This is a genomic window from Streptomyces resistomycificus, assembly GCF_001514265.1.
GTDB lineage: Bacteria > Actinomycetota > Actinomycetes > Streptomycetales > Streptomycetaceae > Streptomyces > Streptomyces resistomycificus.
Genome location: NZ_KQ948991.1, coordinates 80517 through 98416 on the forward strand (window position 1 = coordinate 80517; position 17900 = coordinate 98416).

The 17900-nt window shown below is 71.5% G+C and carries 21 protein-coding genes; 8 read left to right on the plus strand and 13 right to left on the minus strand.

Annotation, left to right across the window (positions count from 1 at the left end):
• Positions 1-42: 42 nt before the first annotated feature.
• From AQJ84_RS14915 to AQJ84_RS14945, 7 genes are all read right to left on the minus strand, one after another.
• Positions 43-1314 carry a WD40/YVTN/BNR-like repeat-containing protein gene (locus tag AQJ84_RS14915; protein ID WP_030043327.1) on the minus strand — a complete coding sequence of 424 codons (1272 nt, stop codon included), beginning with the start codon at positions 1312-1314 and terminating at the stop codon, positions 43-45.
• A 207-nt stretch (positions 1315-1521) separates the two neighbouring features.
• Positions 1522-2340 carry an ABC transporter permease gene (locus AQJ84_RS14920; RefSeq protein ID WP_078632275.1) on the minus strand — a complete coding sequence of 273 codons (819 nt, stop codon included), beginning with the start codon at positions 2338-2340 and terminating at the stop codon, positions 1522-1524.
• Positions 2337-3290, minus strand: coding sequence for an ATP-binding cassette domain-containing protein (locus AQJ84_RS14925; RefSeq protein WP_310591769.1), 954 nt, complete (start codon positions 3288-3290; stop codon positions 2337-2339). The genes AQJ84_RS14920 and AQJ84_RS14925 overlap by 4 nt, the downstream gene beginning before the upstream one ends.
• A 110-nt stretch (positions 3291-3400) precedes the next feature.
• Positions 3401-4042 (minus strand): PadR family transcriptional regulator, encoded by a 642-nt coding sequence (locus AQJ84_RS14930; RefSeq protein ID WP_030043323.1) that lies wholly within the window; start codon positions 4040-4042, stop codon positions 3401-3403.
• A gap of 24 nt (positions 4043-4066) precedes the next feature.
• On the minus strand, positions 4067-4615 hold the full coding sequence (locus tag AQJ84_RS14935) for a DinB family protein (protein ID WP_030043322.1): 549 nt from the start codon (positions 4613-4615) through the stop codon (positions 4067-4069).
• Between the two features lie 615 nt (positions 4616-5230).
• Positions 5231-6691, minus strand: a complete 1461-nt coding sequence (locus AQJ84_RS14940; RefSeq protein WP_030043321.1) for an aldehyde dehydrogenase family protein — start codon at positions 6689-6691, stop codon at positions 5231-5233.
• Positions 6692-6803: 112 nt separating this feature from the next.
• On the minus strand, positions 6804-7628 hold the full coding sequence (locus AQJ84_RS14945) for a helix-turn-helix domain-containing protein (RefSeq protein WP_051870157.1): 825 nt from the start codon (positions 7626-7628) through the stop codon (positions 6804-6806).
• Positions 7629-7972: 344 nt separating this feature from the next.
• Between AQJ84_RS14945 and AQJ84_RS14950 the strand changes: the two genes are divergently transcribed.
• Entirely contained in the window at positions 7973-8479 is a 507-nt protein-coding gene (locus tag AQJ84_RS14950; RefSeq protein ID WP_079022658.1) for an ATP-binding protein, read from the plus strand.
• Between the two features lie 90 nt (positions 8480-8569).
• Here the strand turns inward: AQJ84_RS14950 and AQJ84_RS14955 are convergent, their stop codons facing one another.
• The 5 genes from AQJ84_RS14955 to rpmG form a co-directional block, all read right to left on the minus strand.
• Positions 8570-8842 carry a DUF397 domain-containing protein gene (locus AQJ84_RS14955; protein WP_030043318.1) on the minus strand — a complete coding sequence of 91 codons (273 nt, stop codon included), beginning with the start codon at positions 8840-8842 and terminating at the stop codon, positions 8570-8572.
• Between the two features lie 326 nt (positions 8843-9168).
• Positions 9169-9402, minus strand: coding sequence for a 30S ribosomal protein S18 (gene rpsR, locus AQJ84_RS14960; RefSeq protein ID WP_030043317.1), 234 nt, complete (start codon positions 9400-9402; stop codon positions 9169-9171).
• A gap of 7 nt (positions 9403-9409) precedes the next feature.
• Complete coding sequence (locus AQJ84_RS14965) at positions 9410-10873, minus strand: GTP-binding protein (RefSeq protein WP_053191299.1); 1464 nt, start codon at positions 10871-10873, stop codon at positions 9410-9412.
• Positions 10874-10877: 4 nt separating this feature from the next.
• Positions 10878-11126: a type B 50S ribosomal protein L31 gene (locus tag AQJ84_RS14970; protein WP_030043315.1), complete on the minus strand. Its 249-nt coding sequence runs from the start codon at positions 11124-11126 to the stop codon at positions 10878-10880.
• Positions 11127-11135: 9 nt separating this feature from the next.
• Positions 11136-11300 (minus strand): 50S ribosomal protein L33, encoded by a 165-nt coding sequence (rpmG, locus tag AQJ84_RS14975; RefSeq protein ID WP_030043314.1) that lies wholly within the window; start codon positions 11298-11300, stop codon positions 11136-11138.
• 62 nt (positions 11301-11362) lie between these two features.
• On the opposite strand from rpmG, the gene rpmB reads away from it, so the two are divergent.
• The 4 genes from rpmB to AQJ84_RS14995 all read left to right on the plus strand — a co-directional run bounded on the left by rpmB (position 11363) and on the right by AQJ84_RS14995 (position 13356).
• A complete protein-coding gene (rpmB, locus tag AQJ84_RS14980; protein ID WP_030043313.1) occupies positions 11363-11599 on the plus strand; it encodes a 50S ribosomal protein L28 in 237 nt (78 codons plus the stop codon).
• On the plus strand, positions 11599-11904 hold the full coding sequence (gene rpsN / locus AQJ84_RS14985) for a 30S ribosomal protein S14 (protein WP_030043312.1): 306 nt from the start codon (positions 11599-11601) through the stop codon (positions 11902-11904). Before rpmB ends, rpsN begins: the two co-directional genes overlap by 1 nt.
• A 130-nt stretch (positions 11905-12034) precedes the next feature.
• Entirely contained in the window at positions 12035-12556 is a 522-nt protein-coding gene (locus AQJ84_RS14990; protein ID WP_225877386.1) for a hypothetical protein, read from the plus strand.
• A 269-nt stretch (positions 12557-12825) separates the two neighbouring features.
• Positions 12826-13356, plus strand: coding sequence for a DUF4232 domain-containing protein (locus tag AQJ84_RS14995; protein ID WP_030043310.1), 531 nt, complete (start codon positions 12826-12828; stop codon positions 13354-13356).
• A 26-nt stretch (positions 13357-13382) separates the two neighbouring features.
• Here AQJ84_RS14995 and AQJ84_RS15000 read toward each other — a convergent pair whose 3' ends face one another.
• Positions 13383-14501, minus strand: coding sequence for a DUF2786 domain-containing protein (locus tag AQJ84_RS15000; RefSeq protein WP_374935396.1), 1119 nt, complete (start codon positions 14499-14501; stop codon positions 13383-13385).
• Positions 14502-14567: 66 nt separating this feature from the next.
• On the opposite strand from AQJ84_RS15000, the gene AQJ84_RS15005 reads away from it, so the two are divergent.
• The 3 genes from AQJ84_RS15005 to AQJ84_RS15015 all read left to right on the plus strand — a co-directional run bounded on the left by AQJ84_RS15005 (position 14568) and on the right by AQJ84_RS15015 (position 17818).
• Positions 14568-15191: a LysE family translocator gene (locus tag AQJ84_RS15005; RefSeq protein WP_030043307.1), complete on the plus strand. Its 624-nt coding sequence runs from the start codon at positions 14568-14570 to the stop codon at positions 15189-15191.
• A gap of 61 nt (positions 15192-15252) precedes the next feature.
• The gene (locus AQJ84_RS15010) at positions 15253-15999 is read left to right on the plus strand and encodes a Clp protease N-terminal domain-containing protein (protein ID WP_030043306.1); all 747 of its coding nucleotides are present in this window, start codon (positions 15253-15255) and stop codon (positions 15997-15999) included.
• 133 nt (positions 16000-16132) lie between these two features.
• Complete coding sequence (locus AQJ84_RS15015; RefSeq protein ID WP_053191297.1) at positions 16133-17818, plus strand: bifunctional 3'-5' exonuclease/DNA polymerase; 1686 nt, start codon at positions 16133-16135, stop codon at positions 17816-17818.
• Positions 17819-17900: the final 82 nt, after the last annotated feature.

Consider the following 17900-nt stretch of genomic DNA (forward strand, 5'->3'; position numbering starts at 1 on the left):
CGGGTTCCACCACTGAGGGGCCGGAGGCCCGGTCTGCCCGTGTCAGCTCGCGCCACCCAGGTCGAACGACGTCCCGTGGACTCCGTCGGCGGATATGCGATAACTCCCGGCGCCCTGACTGTCCCCCCAGAGATAGCCGAGCGGTGTGACGGTGACCGAGCCGGCCGGTCCTCGGCCGCCCTCGGCCCTGGCGAACGTACGACCGCCGTCGGTGCTGTGCCAGGTGCCGGCCTCACCGCGGATCGCGACCGTGCCGTCTGCGGCGGCGAGCGGGACGCCGAGCAGCGAGCGGGGTTCCACCCCCTTCCGGTGCCGCCAGACCCGCTCCCAGGTGTGGCCGCCGTCGGTGCTGCGGTGCAGGGCGAGCAGGCCGTTCTTCACGTCGTCCTCGGCCGGAAGCCGGCCCGGCTCGGCCGCGTACAGCGTGTTCGTCCCCGGCACGGCGACCACGCTGGTGCCCCGGCCGTACTGGACGTGTTTCCCGGCCGAGGCCAGTCGGGCGAGCCGCCAGCTGCGACCGCGGTCCTCGCTGACGGCGAGGGCGGGCCGGCCGGAGTCGGGGTCGCGGCCGGAGGCGAAGAGGAGACTGCCCGCGGACTCGTCGGCCCGCTTCCCGGCAGGCTCTCCTGCCGCCCTGGCCGCGTGCTCCCCCAGGATCTCCCCCGCCGGACCGACCTGTCCCTTCAGCCGCGGCTGGGTGGAAAGGATCCGGTACTCGCCCGTGTCCGGCAGGATCGCGGCCAGACGGGAGCGCTCGCAGCCGTTCCCCTCCGGGTCCGTGCGCAGGCAGTGCTCGACCAGGGCCCCGCCCTCGGGCACCACCGACGTCACCCCCACGGGCTCGCTGGAGCCCTTGCGCCAACTGCGGCCACCGTCGCCGGTGAACCAGGTGGATTCCGGCGGCGGCCAGGTGCCCGTGGTGATGAGCGCCCGGCCCGACCCCAGGACGACCAGGCCCGCCGTGATGCCGAGGCCTCCGGTGACGTCGGGCAGCGGGGAACGCCCGAGGCGCCAGGCGTCGGCACCTCGGTCCAGCACGGCGACTCGCTGCCGGCACCGCGATGTCCCGCACTCGGCGAGCAGGGCGAATCCGCTGCCGTCCGCCGCGAAGCCGATGCCGGACACGAAACCGGGGAGATCCGGAGCCGACGGAATGCGAGGCGGCCCGGTGGCACGCGCGGCTCCCTCTTCAGCCGCACTCTCGCCTCTCCCCTTACCCGCACGCGTGTCCGCACCCGCGTCCACGCATCCCGTCGCCAACGCCAGCACGCCGAGCACGGCGGCCACCACCGCCCTGCCCCTGAGCCACCTCATGAGCCCCCCCCCGATCCGCCGGATCCGCCCGGCCCGCGATGCACTGTCATTTCTGGTACACCGCTCACCGCCTCCGGGTTCCCACTCCCCCGCGACGACTTTTCCGGCCGCGCACCCGGCCGGAGTACTCGGTCCCCACCCAACCGCCCGACGCACCGCCGGCGCCCGAGGGACCGGGGCCCCGGGCGCCGCGCCCACCGCCCCGCGCTACTTGCTCAAGCCCCCGAACCTCCGCACCGCCAGCGGAAAGAACACCCCCACCAGCACCAGCGGCCACACCACGGCCGCCCACACGTGCCCCGACTCGCCGCCCGGCGCCCCGAACAGCTCGCGTGCCGCCGTCGCCGTGTGGGACATCGGGTTCCACTCGACCACCGTGCCCAGCCAGCCCGGCATCGAGTCAGGGGTCGCCAGCGCGTTGGAGAGGAAGCCGACCGGCCAGACCAGGATCTGCACGGCCTGCACCAGCTCCGGTTTGCCGGCCACCATCGCCAGGTAGATGCCGATCCACAGCATCGCGAAACGGAACAGCAGGAGCAGACCGACGGCTCCGAGGAAGCCGGGGACCCCGCCCTGCGCCCGCCAGCCGATCGCGTACCCGACGCCGATCATCACCGCCAGGCTCAGCGCCGACTGGAGCATGTCGGCGGCCGAACGACCGACCAGCACAGCCCCGTTGGACATCGGCATGGACCTGAAGCGGTCGATGACCCCCTTGTTGAGGTCCTGCGTGACGGCGAGCATCGTGCCCTCCAGGCCGAAGGCCATGGTGAGCGCGAGCATGCCGGGGACCAGGTAGTCGACGTAACTCCCCTCGACCCCACGCCCGCCGCCGATGAGGTAGCCGAACATCAGCAGCAGCATCACGGGAAAGACCAGGTTGACCACGACCTGCACCGGCTGCCGTACCCAGTGGGCGAGTTCACGGCGTGTCATCGTCCACGAGTCGGTCAGCGCGTACGCGCGCGTGGCGTACCGCTTCGGGCTTCCCGCCCCTCCGGCGTACGTGCTCGTGCTCGTGCTCATGCGGCCTCCTTCACTCGTTGGTCGCCGGTGAGGTGCAGGAACACCTCGTCCAGCGTCGGGCGGCGCAGGGCCACGTCCTCCGCCTCGATGCCGGCCTCCTCCAGGGCGCGTACGACACCGGAGAGCGCTGTCATGCGGTCGGCGACGGGGGCGCTGAGCAGCCGACGGTCGGCGTCGACGGTCACTCCGGGTCCGACGAACGGCAAGAGGGCCACTGCCGCGCCCAGTTGGCCCGCGTCCCGCAGGACCACGTCGATACGGTCGCCGCCGGTGGCCGCCTTCAGTTCGTCCGCCGTGCCGTCCGCGATGACCCGGCCCCGGTCGACGACCGAGATGCGGTCGGCGAGCTGGTCGGCCTCTTCGAGGTACTGAGTGGTCAGCAGGACCGTCGTACCGCCGCCGACCAGGGAGCGGACCGCGGCCCACACTTCCGCGCGGCCGCGCGGGTCGAGGCCGGTGGTGGGTTCGTCCAGGAAGAGGACCTCCGGTTCGGTGATGAGGGAGGCCGCCAGGTCGAGGCGGCGCCGCATGCCGCCGCTGTAGGCGCGCACGGGCTTGCGGCCGGTGTCCTCGAGGCCGAAGCGGTCCAGGAGTTCGCCGGCACGCACGCGCGCGTGCCGGGCACCCAGGTGGTACAGACGGCCGAACATCTCCAGGTTCTGGACGCCGGACAGCTCCTCGTCGAGAGCCGCGTGCTGCCCGAGCAGGCCGATGCGGAAGCGGACCTCCTGGGGCCTGGTCACGAGGTCGTGCCCCGCCACCTCGATCCGGCCCGCGTCCGGCCGCAGCAGGGTGGACAGAATCCGGACCAGGGTCGTCTTGCCCGCGCCGTTGGGCCCGAGCACACCGTGCACCGTGCCTCGCCCGACCAGTAGGTCAAGCCCGTCGAGTGCCTTCTTGTCGCCGTACTTCTTGTGCGCGCCTTCGACGGTGATCGCCGTGTCGGCCACTGCCATCCACTCCCTCACCCTTACTAGTCAAGCTTGACTACCCACTCAAGGTAACCCGCGAACTCTGCTTGGTCAAACTTGATTAGTTGGCCTTCCGGCCCTGGGCGCCTCTAGCGCGCGTCTCCCGGATGCCGCTCGTCCGTCGCGTACGGGTTGTCCTCGCCCTCCGCCAGGACGCCCACGAAGGGATCGCCCTCCCCGGCGAAGGTGTAGGCGCCGTCCTCGATGCGGGCGATCAGCCCCTGGGTCCACTCGGCCTCGGCGTCGGCCGTGTGGAGCCACAGGTTCATGATCTCGCCGATGTGCCCGAGCTGCTCGGGTCCGTTCTCGGGCACGTAGTGCTCGGTGACGGCGGAGCGCCACTCCTCGATGCGCCGGATCCGCTCCTTCAGGAGCGCCACGGCCTCGCCGCGCGGCAGGTCCACGATGAACCCGATGGCCGCCGACTTGACGTCCATCTTCTGGTCGTACGAGGTCAGCGACTCGCGCACCAGCCTGAGGTACTCCTCGGTGCCCGCCTCGGTGATCTCGTACTCGGTGCGGGGCGGACCGCCGGCCGTGGAGGGCGCGATCTCGTGCGCGTGCAGCAGCCCTTGCTTCGCCATCTGTTTCAGGGCGTGGTAGATCGAGCCGGGCTTGGAGTTGGACCACTCGTGCGCGCCCCAGTACTCCAGGTCGTTGCGCACCTGGTAGCCGTGGGCCCGCCCGTGCTGGCGCACCGCGCCCAGCACGAGGAGACGGATCGCTGACATGGGGCCAGCGTAGGCCCCGCGTCCTCACCCCCAGTCCGAGCCCTGTTCCTTGGCGACCAGGGCGAAGGCGGTCGCGCCGTCCAGGGACTCGCGGATGATGTCGGCGTGGCCGGCGTGCCGGGCCGTCTCGCGGATCAGGTGCAGGACCAGCCAGCGCATGGAGACCGCCTCGTCGGACGGGAACCAGGGCTCGTCGGGCAGCGGGAAGGTGTCGTCGAGGCTCGGTACCGCGCGGACGAACGCCTCCGTCTCGGCGGCGACCTTCTCCCAGTACGCGAGCTGCTGCTCGACGCTCTCCCCGTCGACCAGGACGAAGCACTCGTGCCAGTTCGACTCGTTGCGCACCACCGCCGGCGGCTCGCCCTTGGCCCGGGCCACCCAGCCCTGCTCGACCTCGGCGACGTGCTTGAGGAGGCCGGCCAGGGTGAGCTCGCTGGCACTGGGCTTGGCCGCGGCCTGCTCGTCCGTCAGCCCGAGCAGCGCCCGTCGGATGCCGCCGCGCTGCTCGGCCAGGAAGGAGAGCAGTGCACCGCGCTCGTCGCCCTGCGCCTCGGCTCGCACGTGAGTGACCATGACCGGCTGCCTTTCGTCGGGACCGGGGCCTTCGAAGGCCTCCTGACACCGACAAAGCTACGGCCCCTTGCGGTCAGGTTCTGTCCGCAATCAAGCGGCGCCGGGGCGGCGATCGAGCCGCGTTCCGATCCGCGACCGGGCTGCGGTTGGAGGGCGGTGGGGAGCCGCGGCTGCAGGGCGGTGGGAGCCGCAGCTGCAGGGCAGTGGGGAACCGCAGCTGCAGGGCAGCGGGGAACCGCGGCTGCAGGGCAGCGGGGAACCGCGGCTGCAGGGCAGTGGGGAACCGCGGCTGCGGGCGGTGAGGGCCGTGACCGCGGAGCCGTGGGGCCGCCGCGGTCGCACGCTGGTCGACTCCCGCCCCGGGCGGCCTGACGGTCGTCTCCGCCCGCTCGGTCGCGGCGTTCCGCAAGCGGCTGGAACCGCCGCCCCGCCGCACGGCAGGCAGGCCGCTCCTGGTCCCCGGCCACCTGGCCCTGGTCGGCCTGGCTGCCTACGTCATCGCCGGAACGTCACCTGAGGCCGGCCCGGCCGCGAGAGCGACGAAGCCGGCGACGCGGGCCCACATGGCCCGGTCGCCGGCTCAGCCGTGACTGTCCTGCTGATGGAACGCCGTACTCAGAACGGGAAACCGCTCCGCCCGTGCTGCACCGAGATCCACTTCAGCGTGGTGAACGAGTCCGCCGAGGTGTCGCCGTTCAGGCGGCCGATGCCGGAGTGCTTCTCGCCTCCGAAGGGGACGAGCGGCTCGTCGTGGACGGTGCCGTCGTTCACGTGGAACATGCCGGTGTCGATCTGCTTGGCGAACGCGACACCCCGCTCGATGTCTCCCGTGTGGACCGCGCCGCTCAGACCGTACGGCGTGTCGTTGACGAGGCGTACGGCCTCCTCCTCGCCCTCGAAGGGGATGAGGAAGGCGATCGGGCCGAAGACCTCCTGCCGCAGCAGGGCGGAGTCGGCCGGGAGGCCGGTGAGGACCGACGGCTCGACCAGGTTGTCCCTCCTGGTGCCGTGCACCAGCGCCGTGGCGCCCTCGGCGAGCGCCTGCTCGACGACACCGGAAAGGGCGTCCGCCTGCGAGGAGTTGATGACCGGGCCGATGACGGTCTCGGGGTCGCGCGGGTCGCCGACCTTCAGGGTCCTGACCTTGGCGACGAACTTCTCGGTGAACTCGTCCGCGACCGAGCGGTCCACGAGGACACGGTTCGCGGCCATGCAGACCTGGCCCTGGTGGACGTACCGGCTGAAGACCGCCGCGTCGACCGCGTAGTCGATGTCCGCGTCGTCGAGGACCACCAGCGCGCTGTTGCCGCCGAGTTCGAGGACCGAGCGCTTGAAGTTGGCGGCGCAGACGGTGGCGACGTGACGGCCCACCTTGTCGGATCCGGTGAAGGAGATGACCTTCGGGACCGGGTGCTCGATGAAGGCGTCGCCGATCTCCGCGATGTCCGTGATGACGACGTTGAGCAGACCGCCCGGCAGCCCCGCGTCCTCGAAGATCTTGGCGACCAGGGAGCCGCCGACGATCGGCGTGTTCTGGTGCGGCTTGAGGACGACGGCGTTGCCGAGCGCGAGCGCGGGGGCGACCGACTTGATCGACAGCAGGAAGGGGAAGTTGAAGGGGCTGATCACACCCACGACACCGACCGGCACGCGGTAGAGGCGGTTCTCCTTGCCGTCGACCGGCGACGGCAGGATCCGGCCCTCGGGGCGCAGCGCCAGGTTGATCGACTCGCGCAGGAACTCCTTGGCGAGGTGGAGCTCGAAGGCGGCCTTCAGCCGGGTGCCGCCGAGCTCGGCGATGATCACGTCGGCGATCTCCTGCTCGCGTTCCTCGATCAGCCTGAGGGCCTTCTCGAAGACACCGCGGCGGGCGTACGCGTTGGTCGCGGCCCACGCCTTCTGGGCGCGGGCGGCCGCCTGGTACGCCTCGTCGACCTCGTCGACCGTGGCTATGGTGATCGACGCGAGCTTCTCGTCGTCGTACGGACTGAAGTCGATGATGTCCCAGGAGCCGGTGCCCGGGCGCCACTCACCGTCGATGTACTGCTGAGCCAGGTCGGTGAAGTACGACGACATGTGATCCCCAAATCGCTAGCAGACACACGATCAACGTCACGGTCTGATCACACGTCATCGTACTTGCGGAGCAAGCGAGTTGGGCACTGAGAGCAATCTTCTGGGGAGAACCCTAGGAAAGTTGGAGGAGACCTCGTAGAAGGTCCCGGCTCTCGTCCGGCCCGGGACTGTCCTGCTGGAGTTCCTTCAGCGCCTTCTCGTACTGGGCGACGTCCTCGTGCTTGTCCAGGTACAGCGCGCTGGTGAGCTGCTCCAGGTACACGACGTCGGACAGGTCGGACTCCGGGAAGGACAGGATCGTGAACGCGCCGCTCTCGCCGGAGTGCCCGCCGAAACTGAACGGCATTATCTGCAACCGCACGTTGGGGCGTGCCGAGACCTCGATCAGGTGCTGGAGCTGACCGCGCATCACCTCACGGTCGCCGTAGGGGCGGCGCAGGGCGGCCTCGTCCAGGATGATGTGGAACTCGGGGGCGCCGTCCTCCAGGAGGTACTTCTGCCGCTCCAGGCGCAGCGCGACGCGCCGCTCCACGTCCTCCGCGCTCGCGCCCTTCATGCCGCGCCGGACGACCGCGCGGGCGTACTGTTCGGTCTGCAACAGGCCGTGCACGAACTGCACCTCGTACGCACGGATCAGGGTCGCCGCGCCCTCCAGGCCCACATAGGTGGGGAACCAGCTCGGCAGGACGTCCGAGTAACTGTGCCACCAGCCCGCGACATTGGCCTCCTTGGCGAGGGAGAGCAGCGAGTTGCGCTCCGCCTCGTCGGTGATGCCGTACAGCGTCAGCAGGTCCTCGACGTCCCGTGTCTTGAAGCTCACCCGGCCCAGCTCCATCCGGCTGATCTTCGACTCGGAGGCGCGGATCGAGTACCCCGCGGCCTCGCGCGTGATCCCGCGCGCCTCGCGCAGCCGCCTGAGTTGCGAGCCGAGCAGCATCCGCCGCACCACCGATCCGGGCTCTCCCGCGCTCACGTTCGTCAACCTCCCCAACCGTCTTCAGGGGCCGAAGTCTGCCACTAAAACACTCCGAGCAGTACTCGTCCGGTTACAGAGATGGAAAGAAGCCAAACCATCCGCACAGCGGGTGGACAGGTTTCGGAGAGGTGTAGGCAAGGAGTCGGGGAGAAGATGGCGGAAAAATTGGCCAACAAGCGGTACGGGAGGGTCCAATTCGGTCAGGTGCACGTGCATCTGCCCTTGCATCTGCCGAACGCATCCGAAACCATGGTCCCGCGCAACCGCTGCATCGCAACGACCGCGAATTCCCGGGAGTGCCTCGCATGGGGACGAATGGATCGACCATGCTCGAGCCGTTACGGCAGGGCCTTCCGCCGCTTGACCCCGCGGCCGTGAACAGCGCCGCCTCCTGTGCACTGCCCGCCCGCTTCGAAGCGGTGCGCGAGGCACGGCAGTTCAGCCGCAGGACACTGGACCAGTGGGATCTGGGCGACCGCTTCGACGACGTCTGTCTGGTGGTCTCCGAGCTGGTGACCAACGCCCTGCGGCACGCGCTGCCGGCCAACACCCCTCGCGTGCCGGAGCAGAGCCCGCCCGTGCGGCTGCACCTGATGCGGTGGACCGAGCGACTGGTGTGCGCGGTGCGCGATCCCAGCCACGAGAGCCCCGTGGCACGCGAGACCGACGACTTCTCCGCGGAGTCCGGCCGCGGGCTGTTCCTGGTGGACTCCTTCAGCGACAGCTGGGGCTGGCACCCACTCGCCGGCACGCTGGGCGGCAAGGTCGTGTGGGCGCTCTTCCGGCTGCCGCAGCAACCTCCCGCCGAATAACGAACCGCGGCGCTTTCGACGCCGCGGTTCTACGCGCGTTACGGCCTGCCGGACACGTCGGTCATCGACCAATGCCCAGGTCAGACGGCATCAACCCGCGATCAGGTGGTCGAACTCGCCGTCTTTGATACCCAGCAGCATCGCCTCGATCTCGGCCCTGGTGTAGACGAGCGCGGGACCTTCGGGGAAGCGTGAGTTGCGGACGGCGACCTCGCCCCCGGGAAGGCGCGCGAACTCCACGCAGGAGCCCTGCGAGTTGCTGTGCCGGCTCTTCTGCCAGGCGGCCATACCTTCCAGTCCGGGGGCAGGCATGCCGTTGTACACGCCGGACGCGTCTTCAACGTCGTACACGTCGTGGTCCACAGGTCGCTCCCCGGTGGTGCACTGGCTGGTGAGGCCATTGATGCAGTGGTCAACTGACCCGGATCATAGCTCTGTTCATGTGCAGACGCATGGGCGGATGCATCTGCAGATGCACGTGCACGCGGGGTGTTCCTGCGGTTACAGCCTGGACGGACGCGATGCACGAACGCCGCGCGCTGGGAAGGCCTGCCCTGCGTGTGTCACGCCCTGAAGGCCTGCCCTAGTAAGAGACGCGCAGCACGGCATTCGTGTTCCACCGGCCGGACGATGGCCGGATCGGACCGTCGCCCGGCCGGGGTCGCGGCGGCCGGAACGAGGGATGCCGGTCAGCGGCTGGAGTACGGCAGCAGCGCCATCTCCCGGGCGTTCTTGATCGCCCGCGCCAGCAGTCGCTGCTGCTGGGCGGTGACGCGGGTCACCCGGCGGCTGCGGATCTTGCCGCGGTCCGAGATGAACTTCCGCAGCAGATCGGTGTCCTTGTAGTCGATGTACGTCACTCCGGCCTGATCGAGTGGATTCGGCCGGTTCTTGGCGGGGACGCGGTCGGTCTTGCGGGGCATGGCGGGGTCAGACCTCCAGGAAGGTGTCGAAGGCGGGCGGCAGCCGCTTCCAGGCGTCGCGCCCGGCGGCGTACTCGGTGTCGGTCAGCAGGCAGGACTCCAGCAGTGCCTCCAGCCCGTCGCGGTCCAGGCCGGGGGACGTGAAGACGAGGTGCTGGCAGCAGTCGCCGTGCTCGGGGTGCCAGTCCAGCGCGGCGGCGGCGCGGCGCACCGGCGGGACCATCTCCCAGGCCGCGTCCGGCAGGGAGGCGAGCCACGGGCCCACGCTCTCCACGCACAACGCCCCGCCGGCCGCGTCCCAGTGCAGCAGCGAGTCCGGCCGGTCGGCGAGCCAGAACCTGCCCCGGCTGCGGGCGGCGGCGCAGGTGATGTCCTCGAGGGCCTGGTACAGCCGCTCCGGATGGAAGGGGCGACGGCGGTGCCAGACGAGGGTGGACACCCCGTGCGCGTCGGCCTCCGCGGGGAGCAGCGCACATGCCGGGTGCTGGGCGGCCGCGGCGGCTTCGACGTCGAAGCCGGCAAGGGCGGCCCGGACCAGCGGCGACGGCGGACGCTGAGGGTGGCTGCCGCCCGTCGGGCCGGGCGGGGACGCGGGGGTGTCGGCCGCCGGGCCGGTGGGTGTTGCGGGGGTGCCGGCCGCCGGGCCGGTGGGTGTTGCGGAGGTGCCGGCCGCCGGGCCGGTGGGTGTTGCGGAGGTGCCCTCGGCCGGACCGGGCCGGGATGCGGAGGCGCCGCCCGCCGACCCTGACCAGCCCGCCGTACCGAACCAGGACGTGGAGTCACCGCCCAGCCAGCCAGGCCAGGACACGGAGTGGCCGCCCGTCACATCGGACCAGGGCGACATCCGTTCCGGGTAGGCCGCGCCCGCCAGGCCGCCGTGGCCGATCGGGACCTGGCGGGCCGTCGGATGCAGCTGGGCGAGCAGCTCCTGGTCCTCTTCGTCGGCCTCCGGGGAGTCGGCCACGGCGAGGACGGGGGCGTACTCCAGCTGCCGGGCGAAGGTGTCGGCGACCGTCCGCTGGTCGGTGGCCGCGGCGGCGAGCCCGCGGTCGGCCAGGTCGTCACCGTTGCCGAGGTACGGCAGGACGAGCGCCGGGTCGACGGCGGTGATCACGCCGGTGAGGGTGAGCCCGCCGGAGATCACCACCTCGGCCATGGCCTTGGGCTCGACGGAGTCCCACAGCTCGACGACGGCGAGGCGGGTCAGGCCCGCCTCGGCGAGCCGTCGCAGCTCCGGCACCAGGTCCTCCCTGAGCGCACAGCACGCGCAGTCGTTGACCAGCGGCGCCTCGCCGGCGGACACGATGCCGGTGACGTCGCGGATGGTGCGGACGACTGTGCCGGCCGCGGCGGTCGCCAGGTCGTGGTGGAGTGCGACGCTGTCGGGCACCTCGGCGAGCAGCCGGTCGACGGCCGCCTTGCGGGCGTCGGCGTGCAACCCGCCGACGATGACGACGGAGAGCTCGGTCACCGCACTAGCCCTGCTTTCCGTACCGGCGCTCGAAGCGCTCGACGCGGCCGGCGGTGTCCAGGACGCGGGCGGTGCCCGTGTAGAAGGGGTGGCTGACGTTCGAGATCTCGACGTCGACGACCGGGTAGGTCTGGCAGTCCTCCCACTCGACCGTCTTCTCGCTGGTCATGGTCGAGCGGGTGAGGAAGGCGTAGTTCGCGGCACGGTCTCGGAAGACGACGGGACCGTAGTCCGGGTGGATTCCCTTGCGCATGGCGGTGGTTCAGCGCTCCTCTCGGAAGTCGACGTGCCGGGCGACGACCGGGTCGTACTTGCGCAGGGTCATGCGGTCCGGGTCGTTGCGGCGGTTCTTGCGGGTCACGTAGGTGAAGCCGGTTCCGGCCGTGGACCGGAGCTTGATGACCGGGCGGAGTTCGTTGCGAGCCATGCTGGTATCTTACTGAAAATGAATTCCATTTGCACGACCGCTTCGAGAGAGGTGCATCACCTGTGTCCGCCCACTGCATGCTGACCGGTGCCCAGCCCGGCTTCGGCAACCGCATCTCCCACTCCCACCGGCGCACCTCGCGCCGCTTCGACCCGAACATCCAGTCCAAGCGCTACTGGCTGCCGAGCGAGGGGCGTCATGTACGGCTGCGGCTGAGCACCAAGGGGATCAAGACCGTCGACACGATCGGCGTCGAGGCGGCCGTGGCCCGGATCCGCGCGCGTGGGGTGAAGGTCTGATGGCCAAGAAGAGCAAGATCGCGAGGAACGAGCAGCGCCAGGAGATCGTCGAGCGGTACGCCGCTCGCCGGGCCGAGCTGAAGGAGATCATCCGGCGGCCGTCCTCGACCGAGGAGGAACGACTCGCCGCGCAACGGGAGTTGCGTCGCCAGCCGAGGGACGCCAGTGCCACGCGGGTACGCAACCGCGACCAGGTGGACGGGCGGCCCCGCGGCTACTTCCGCGCGTTCGGGCTGTCCCGGGTGGGCCTGCGCGAGCAGGCGCACGCGGGGTACCTGCCGGGTGTTCGGAAGTCGTCCTGGTAGGTCCGGTCCCGGGGGCCTGCCAGGCGTTCGGAAGTCGTCCTGGTGGGCCCGGTTACGCCCTGGTAGCTTGCTGCGGACCTTACGGCCGACCCGGCCGACGGGGCGACCGGCTACAGCTTGGGAGCTGCCAGTGACTTCGGCGACCTTCTGGCGCGGGGCGGCGCGACTGCGGACGGTGGCCGCGGCCGCCTCGCTGGCCGGCGCCCTCGCGCTGACCGCGTGCAGCGGTGACAGCGGCTCCGACGACGAGACCTCCACCGCCCCCAGCGCGTCCACGACCGCGAGCGCGGACTCGGGCGGCACGAACGGGGGCGGCGGGGGATCCACCGCCGCTTCCGACGGGCTGGAGGGCAGCTGGCTGGCCACCACCGACGGCGATGCCGTGGCGCTGGTGATCACCGGCACCAAGGTGGGGCTCTTCGCCACCGGCGGGGACGTGTGCAGCGGCACCGCCGGTGAGAAGTCCGGTGCTCAGGTGATCCGCCTCCGGTGCACGGACGGCGGCAAGGAGCGCGCCGAGGGGACGGTGGACTCCGTCGGCAAGTCGCAGCTCGAGGTGACCTGGGAAGGCGACCTCGGCACGGAGACCTACACCAGGTCGGAGGGCGGCCGGCTACCGAGCGGCCTGCCGACGGCGAGTCTGGGGTCCTGAGGGGCGGCCGCAGCCCGGAGGGGCGGCCGCAGCCCTGAGAGGCGGCCGCAGCCCTGAGAAGCGATCGGCGGCCGGGGCCGTGAGCGGGCGGCCAGGGTCTGAGCAGCGGCGTCAGGGCCTGAGCGGCGGCGCCGGAGGCTGAGCAGCGGCGCCAAGGGCTGAGCAGCGGCGCCGAGGGTGGCTCGGCCGGGGTGGGCGAGCGCGCCGCGGTTTCATGCGTGATGATCCATGCAGTCGACCATCGGCATCACGCTCCCCAGAGGATCCTCATGCGCTCCGCTCCCTCCCTCGCCGCCGCCGCACTCGCCGCCGCCTTCCTGCTCACCGCCTGCAGCGACGACGGCAGCGGCGGTGACACGGACTCCGGCAAGGGCGGCACCACCGCCTGCAAGATCGACGAGGTTGCCGTCGAGGTCGGGCCCGCCGCCGAAGCCCCCGCAGCCGGGGACACCGGCAGCGTCCCCGTCACGATCACCAACGGCGCCACCAAGTGCACCCTCGACGGCCTCCCCGCCGTCGAGATCCAGGCGGACGGCACCTCGGCCGCCGTGCCCGCCGACCCCGCGGCCAAGGCCCAGAAGCTGACCCTCGCCAAGGACCAGGCGATCTCGTTCACGATCACCTACGTCCGCGGCGAGTCGGGCGACGCGAAGAGCCTGGCCGCGAAGACGGCGAAGTTCAGCCTGCCCGGGTCCACGGCCACGCACAGCTTCCCGTGGTCGTACGGCGATGTCGCCCTGAAGGGCGGCGCGGGCGAGCCCGACGCCACGGTGAGCGGTTTCCAGCAGGTCGGTGACTGACTCGGCCGACTCGAGAAGGACGCGGCTCAGCCCAGCGGTCGGCGTGACCGGACCTGGGCCCGGTCGGCCGCGTCCGAACCCTCCGTCCAGCCCGCCTCGTCGCTGACACCGCGCAGGCGGGTCGTGGTGGTCTGCGGGAACATGCGGTCGAGGCGGTCGGTGACGGCGACCTCGCGGGTGGCGAGGACGGGCAGCAGGTCCTCGCTCACCGGACTCGCGGCGGCCTCGCGCAGCCGGGTGCCGACGCGGTGGGCGTAGGCGGCGAGGAAGGACTGCCGGAAGGTCTTGGTCCGCTTACGGCCGCCCGCGCGCTGTGCCGCCTCCGCCTTCGCCATCGCGGACTGGGCCTGGACGAGAAGCGAGGTGTAGAGCAGCTCGACCACCTCCAGGTCCGGTTCGAAGCCGACGACGGTCGAGAAGCCGAGCGGTTCGTTCCACACGGCACGGCAGTGGTTCGCGGTGGCGACCGCGTCGAGCAGCACCGCCTTGGCCTGTTCGTACGGCGGCTCGACACCGATCCGGCAGGCGCCGGGGGCGTCGGCCGTGGGCGCGCCGGCCGCGAGCACCGCCTCGTCCACGCTGTGCCGGGCCATCAGCTCCTGCGCCTTGGCGCTGAGCGCCTCGGCCTCCTCCGGGAAACCGGTCGCCTCCGCCTTGGCGAGGAGGGCGCGGATACGGGTGAGCATGCGGGTGTCCGACGTGGTGTGCTGCCGTGCGGTCGCCCCGCCGGCCGCCGCGGGCTGCTCCAGCGGCTCGATGGTGGGCAGGCGCAGCAGCAGGCGGTACAGCTCGAGGACCGTGGTGGCGTACGAGAAGCGGTCCGTACGAGGCGGGGCCTCGGTGGTCAGCTCGTCGAGCTGCGCGGTCCAGCGGGGGCCGCGCGGACCGTCGTAGGACGCCTGCGAGCGGATGAGCGCGGACAGCACGCGCGCGTGGACGTCGTCCAGTTCGCGGCGCACGATCCGTACGACGTCGGCGGGCTGCCAGCCGCGCCGCCAGGCCGTCGCCACGAACTCCTCGCCACGCCGGGTCAGTTCGGCGTCCGCCGCGGGGTCGGCCGCGAGGAGCGAGGCGCCTACGTCGAGGGCGGAGTCGGAGTCGGCGTAGAGGGCGGCCTGGAAGGCGCGTTCGACGGTGCTGGTCACCAGGCGATCGTCTCACCCCCCGAAACTCGGTCGCCGTCGCACGACCGCGCTTCGAGCATGGCCCGCATGGTGGACATGTCTCTCTACGCGGCCTTCCTCGTCGCCGCCTTCGCGCTCTGCGTCACGCCCGGTCCCGACATGATGTTCATCGTGGCCATGGGCGGCCGGGGCGGCCCCGCCGCGGGCCTGATGGCGGCGTTCGGAGTGGCCTGCGCGATGTTCGTGCACACGGTCGCCGCGGCGCTCGGACTGTCGGCGCTGTTCCTGGCTCTGCCGACGCTGTACCACGTACTGCGCTGGGCCGGCGCGGCCTATCTGCTGTACCTCGCGGTGAAGTCGTTCAGGGACCGTTCGGTGCCGGGCGAGGGATCCGTGTCCGGGCCGGGGATGCGGCGGGCCTTCTGGCAGGGTGCCGTCACCAATCTGCTCAACCCCAAGGTGATCCTCTTCAACGTGGCGTTCCTGCCCCAGTTCGTGGCGCCCGAGAAGGGACATGTCTGGGAGCAGTTCCTGGTTCTGGGGCTGTCGATCACGGTCATGGGGTTCGCCGTCGACGGGTCGATCGGCCTGCTCTCCGGGAAGCTCTCCGCGCTGCTGCGCCGCAGCCGACGGGTAGCGCGAGGGCTCAACATCTTCAGCGGCACGGTGTTCACGGGGCTCGCTCTGCGGCTCGCGGCCACACCGAAGTAGCACGCCGAAGAGGTGTCAACTACAGGTTGACACCCCATTACTGTCAACCTACGGTTGACACATGACGAACCCCGACATCACGTCGTCCGTACGTCTCGACGACCTCATCACGGCGATCAAGAAGGTCCACGCCGAGCCCTTGGAGCAGCTCCAGGACGCGGTGCTCGCGGGTGAGCACCTCGGCGAGGTGGCCGACCACCTCATCGGCCACTTCGTGGACCAGGCCCGGCGCTCCGGCGCCTCCTGGACGGACATCGGCCAGAGCATGGGGGTCACCCGGCAGGCCGCGCAGAAGCGGTTCGTGCCCAAGGAGTCGGCCGACCTCGATCCCGGCAACGGTTTCAGCCGCTACACGCCCCGCGCGCGGAACGTGGTCATGGCCGCCCACAACGAGGCCAGGACCGCGGGCAACGCCGAGGGCCGCCCCGAGCACCTCGTCCTCGGCCTGCTGGCGGAGCCGGAGTCCGTGGCGGCCGCGGCCATCACCGCGCAGGGCGCCTCCCTCCGCTCCGTACGCCCGGCCGCCGCCGCCGCGCTCCCGCCCGCGGCCGACGAGGTCCCGGAGCTCGTCCCCTACGGCTCCGACGCCAAGAAGGTCCTGGAACTCACCTTCCGCGAGGCCCTCCGCCTCGGCCACAACTACATCGGCACCGAGCACATCCTGCTGGCCCTGCTGGAGTTCGAGAACGGCCAGGGGGTGCTGAACGGCCTCGGCATCGACAAGGAACGGACCGAGGAGTACGTCACGAAGGCCCTGGCGGAGCTGGTGAAGACGCGCGCGGCGAACGCGGAGGCGGACGGGGAGTAGGGCGGGGCGTAGGGCGGGGCGTAGAGCAGCGCGCAGGGCTGCGGGAGCAGGAGCACAGGGCTGGGGAGCAGGAGCACAGGGCTGCGGGAGCAGGAGGACAGGCATTGTCAGACCCTGCTGCCACACTCTCGTCATGACCGACCGGTGGGCTGTCGCTCCGGCCGAGGACGGTGGCGTGGAGATCGCCCCCCTCGGTCCCGGAGGGCTGCTCGCCGGGCCGGTGCGCCGAGTGGCGGACGCCGCTCGGGCGGTACGGGACCTGCCGGAGGTCACACGCTGGGTGTGGCGGTCGACGGCCGAGACGTATCCGCGCCTGCTCGCCACGGGGGTGCGAGTGGAGCGGTGCTACGACGTCGAGGACGCGGAGACCCTCCTGCTGGGCCACGAGGGGCGGTACGGCGAGCCGCGTTCGGCCGCCGCCGCCCTGGCCCGGCTGCGCGGCGGCCCCGTACCGCCGGACCCACCGCAGCGGGCCGCCGAACCCGGCTCGCAGTCACCCTTGTTCGAACCCCAGTCGGTGCACCTGCCTCTGCCGGACCTCGTCGAGGTGTACGCCGAACAGCAGCGCCGGCACGACTCCACCGCGCACCCGGACCGGATGCGACTGCTGACGGCGGCCGAGTCGGCGGGGATGCTGGTGGCCGCCGAGATGAACCGTGCCGGGCTGCCGTGGAGCGCGGACGTACACCGCGGGGTGCTGCACGAACTGCTCGGCGAGCGGTACGCGGGCGGGGGCGAGCCCCGGCGCCTGGCCGAGCTCGCCGACGAGGTGTCGGCCGCCTTCGGCCGCCGGGTCCGCCCCGACCTGCCCGCAGATGTCGTCAAGGCGTTCGCACAGGCCGGGATCAAGGTGAAGTCGACCCGGCGCTGGGAGCTCGAGTCCCTCGACCATCCGGCCGTGAAGCCGCTGATCGAGTACAAGAAGCTGTACCGCATCTGGGTCGCGCACGGCTGGTCCTGGCTGCAGGACTGGGTCCGCGAGGGCCGCTTCCGGCCCGAGTTCCTCGCGGGTGGGACCGTCACCGGCCGCTGGGTGACCAACGGCGGAGGCGCACTCCAGATCCCCAAGGTCATCCGGCGTGCCGTCGTCGCCGACCCCGGCTGGCGGCTGGTCGTCGCCGACGCCGACCAGATGGAACCGCGCGTCCTCGCGGCCATCTCCCGGGACCCCGGCCTGATGGAGGTGGCCGGCCGGGAGACAGACCTGTACCAGTCCGTCTCCGACCGCGCCTTCTCCGGGGACCGCGCCCAGGCCAAACTCGCCGTGCTCGGCGCGGTCTACGGCCAGACCTCCGGCGACGGCCTCAAGAACCTCGCCGCGCTCAGACGCCGCTTCCCCAGGGCGGTGGCGTACGTCGACGACGCGGCCCGCGCCGGCGAGGAGGGGCGGCTCGTGCGGACCTGGCTCGGCCGGACCTGCCCCCCGGCGGCCGGGGCGGGCGAGGACGCTTCCGAGGAGGCCGGGATCCCCGCGTCGGAGGACGAGCCGGAGGAACGGCAGTGGGTGCCCGGGTACGCCTCCACCAACGCTCGCGCCCGCGGCCGCTTCGCCCGCAACTTCGTCGTCCAGGGCAGCGCCGCCGACTGGACCCTGCTGCTGCTCGCCGCGCTGCGGCAGACCTGCGCGGACATGGCGGCCGAGCTGGTGTTCTTCCAGCACGACGAGGTGATCGTGCACTGTCCCGAGGAGGAGGCCGAGACGGTCGTGGCCGCGATCCGGGAGGCGGCGGAACTCGCGGGTCGGCTGACGTTCGGCGAGACGCCGGTGCGGTTTCCGTTCACCACGGCGGTGGTGGAGTGCTACGCGGACGCGAAGTGATCAGCTGAGCCGGGGTGGGGGCCTGGACGGGGCGGAGGCTTGAGGGAGGCGGTGGCTTGAGCCGTGCCGGAGGGCTGAGAGG

Coding starts and splice junctions, on each gene's coding strand:
- AQJ84_RS14915 (WP_030043327.1), bottom strand. CDS start 1,314: ATGAGGTGGCTCAGGGGCAGGGCGGTGGTGGCCGCCGTGCTCGGCGTG.
- rpsR (WP_030043317.1), bottom strand. CDS start 9,402: ATGCCCCGCAAGACCGACCGCGTCCCCGCCAAGAACCGGCCGAATCCA.
- AQJ84_RS14995 (WP_030043310.1), top strand. CDS start 12,826: ATGCGCTCCGCTCCCTCCCTCGCCGCCGCCGCACTCGCCGCCGCCTTC.
- AQJ84_RS15010 (WP_030043306.1), top strand. CDS start 15,253: ATGACGAACCCCGACATCACGTCGTCCGTACGTCTCGACGACCTCATC.
- AQJ84_RS14930 (WP_030043323.1), bottom strand. CDS start 4,042: ATGTCAGCGATCCGTCTCCTCGTGCTGGGCGCGGTGCGCCAGCACGGG.
- rpmG (WP_030043314.1), bottom strand. CDS start 11,300: ATGGCTCGCAACGAACTCCGCCCGGTCATCAAGCTCCGGTCCACGGCC.
- AQJ84_RS14945 (WP_051870157.1), bottom strand. CDS start 7,628: ATGCTGCTCGGCTCGCAACTCAGGCGGCTGCGCGAGGCGCGCGGGATC.
- AQJ84_RS15015 (WP_053191297.1), top strand. CDS start 16,133: ATGACCGACCGGTGGGCTGTCGCTCCGGCCGAGGACGGTGGCGTGGAG.
- AQJ84_RS14950 (WP_079022658.1), top strand. CDS start 7,973: ATGGGGACGAATGGATCGACCATGCTCGAGCCGTTACGGCAGGGCCTT.
- AQJ84_RS14940 (WP_030043321.1), bottom strand. CDS start 6,691: ATGTCGTCGTACTTCACCGACCTGGCTCAGCAGTACATCGACGGTGAG.
- AQJ84_RS15005 (WP_030043307.1), top strand. CDS start 14,568: ATGGTGGACATGTCTCTCTACGCGGCCTTCCTCGTCGCCGCCTTCGCG.
- AQJ84_RS14970 (WP_030043315.1), bottom strand. CDS start 11,126: ATGCGCAAGGGAATCCACCCGGACTACGGTCCCGTCGTCTTCCGAGAC.
- AQJ84_RS14920 (WP_078632275.1), bottom strand. CDS start 2,340: ATGAGCACGAGCACGAGCACGTACGCCGGAGGGGCGGGAAGCCCGAAG.
- rpsN (WP_030043312.1), top strand. CDS start 11,599: ATGGCCAAGAAGAGCAAGATCGCGAGGAACGAGCAGCGCCAGGAGATC.
- AQJ84_RS14935 (WP_030043322.1), bottom strand. CDS start 4,615: ATGGTCACTCACGTGCGAGCCGAGGCGCAGGGCGACGAGCGCGGTGCA.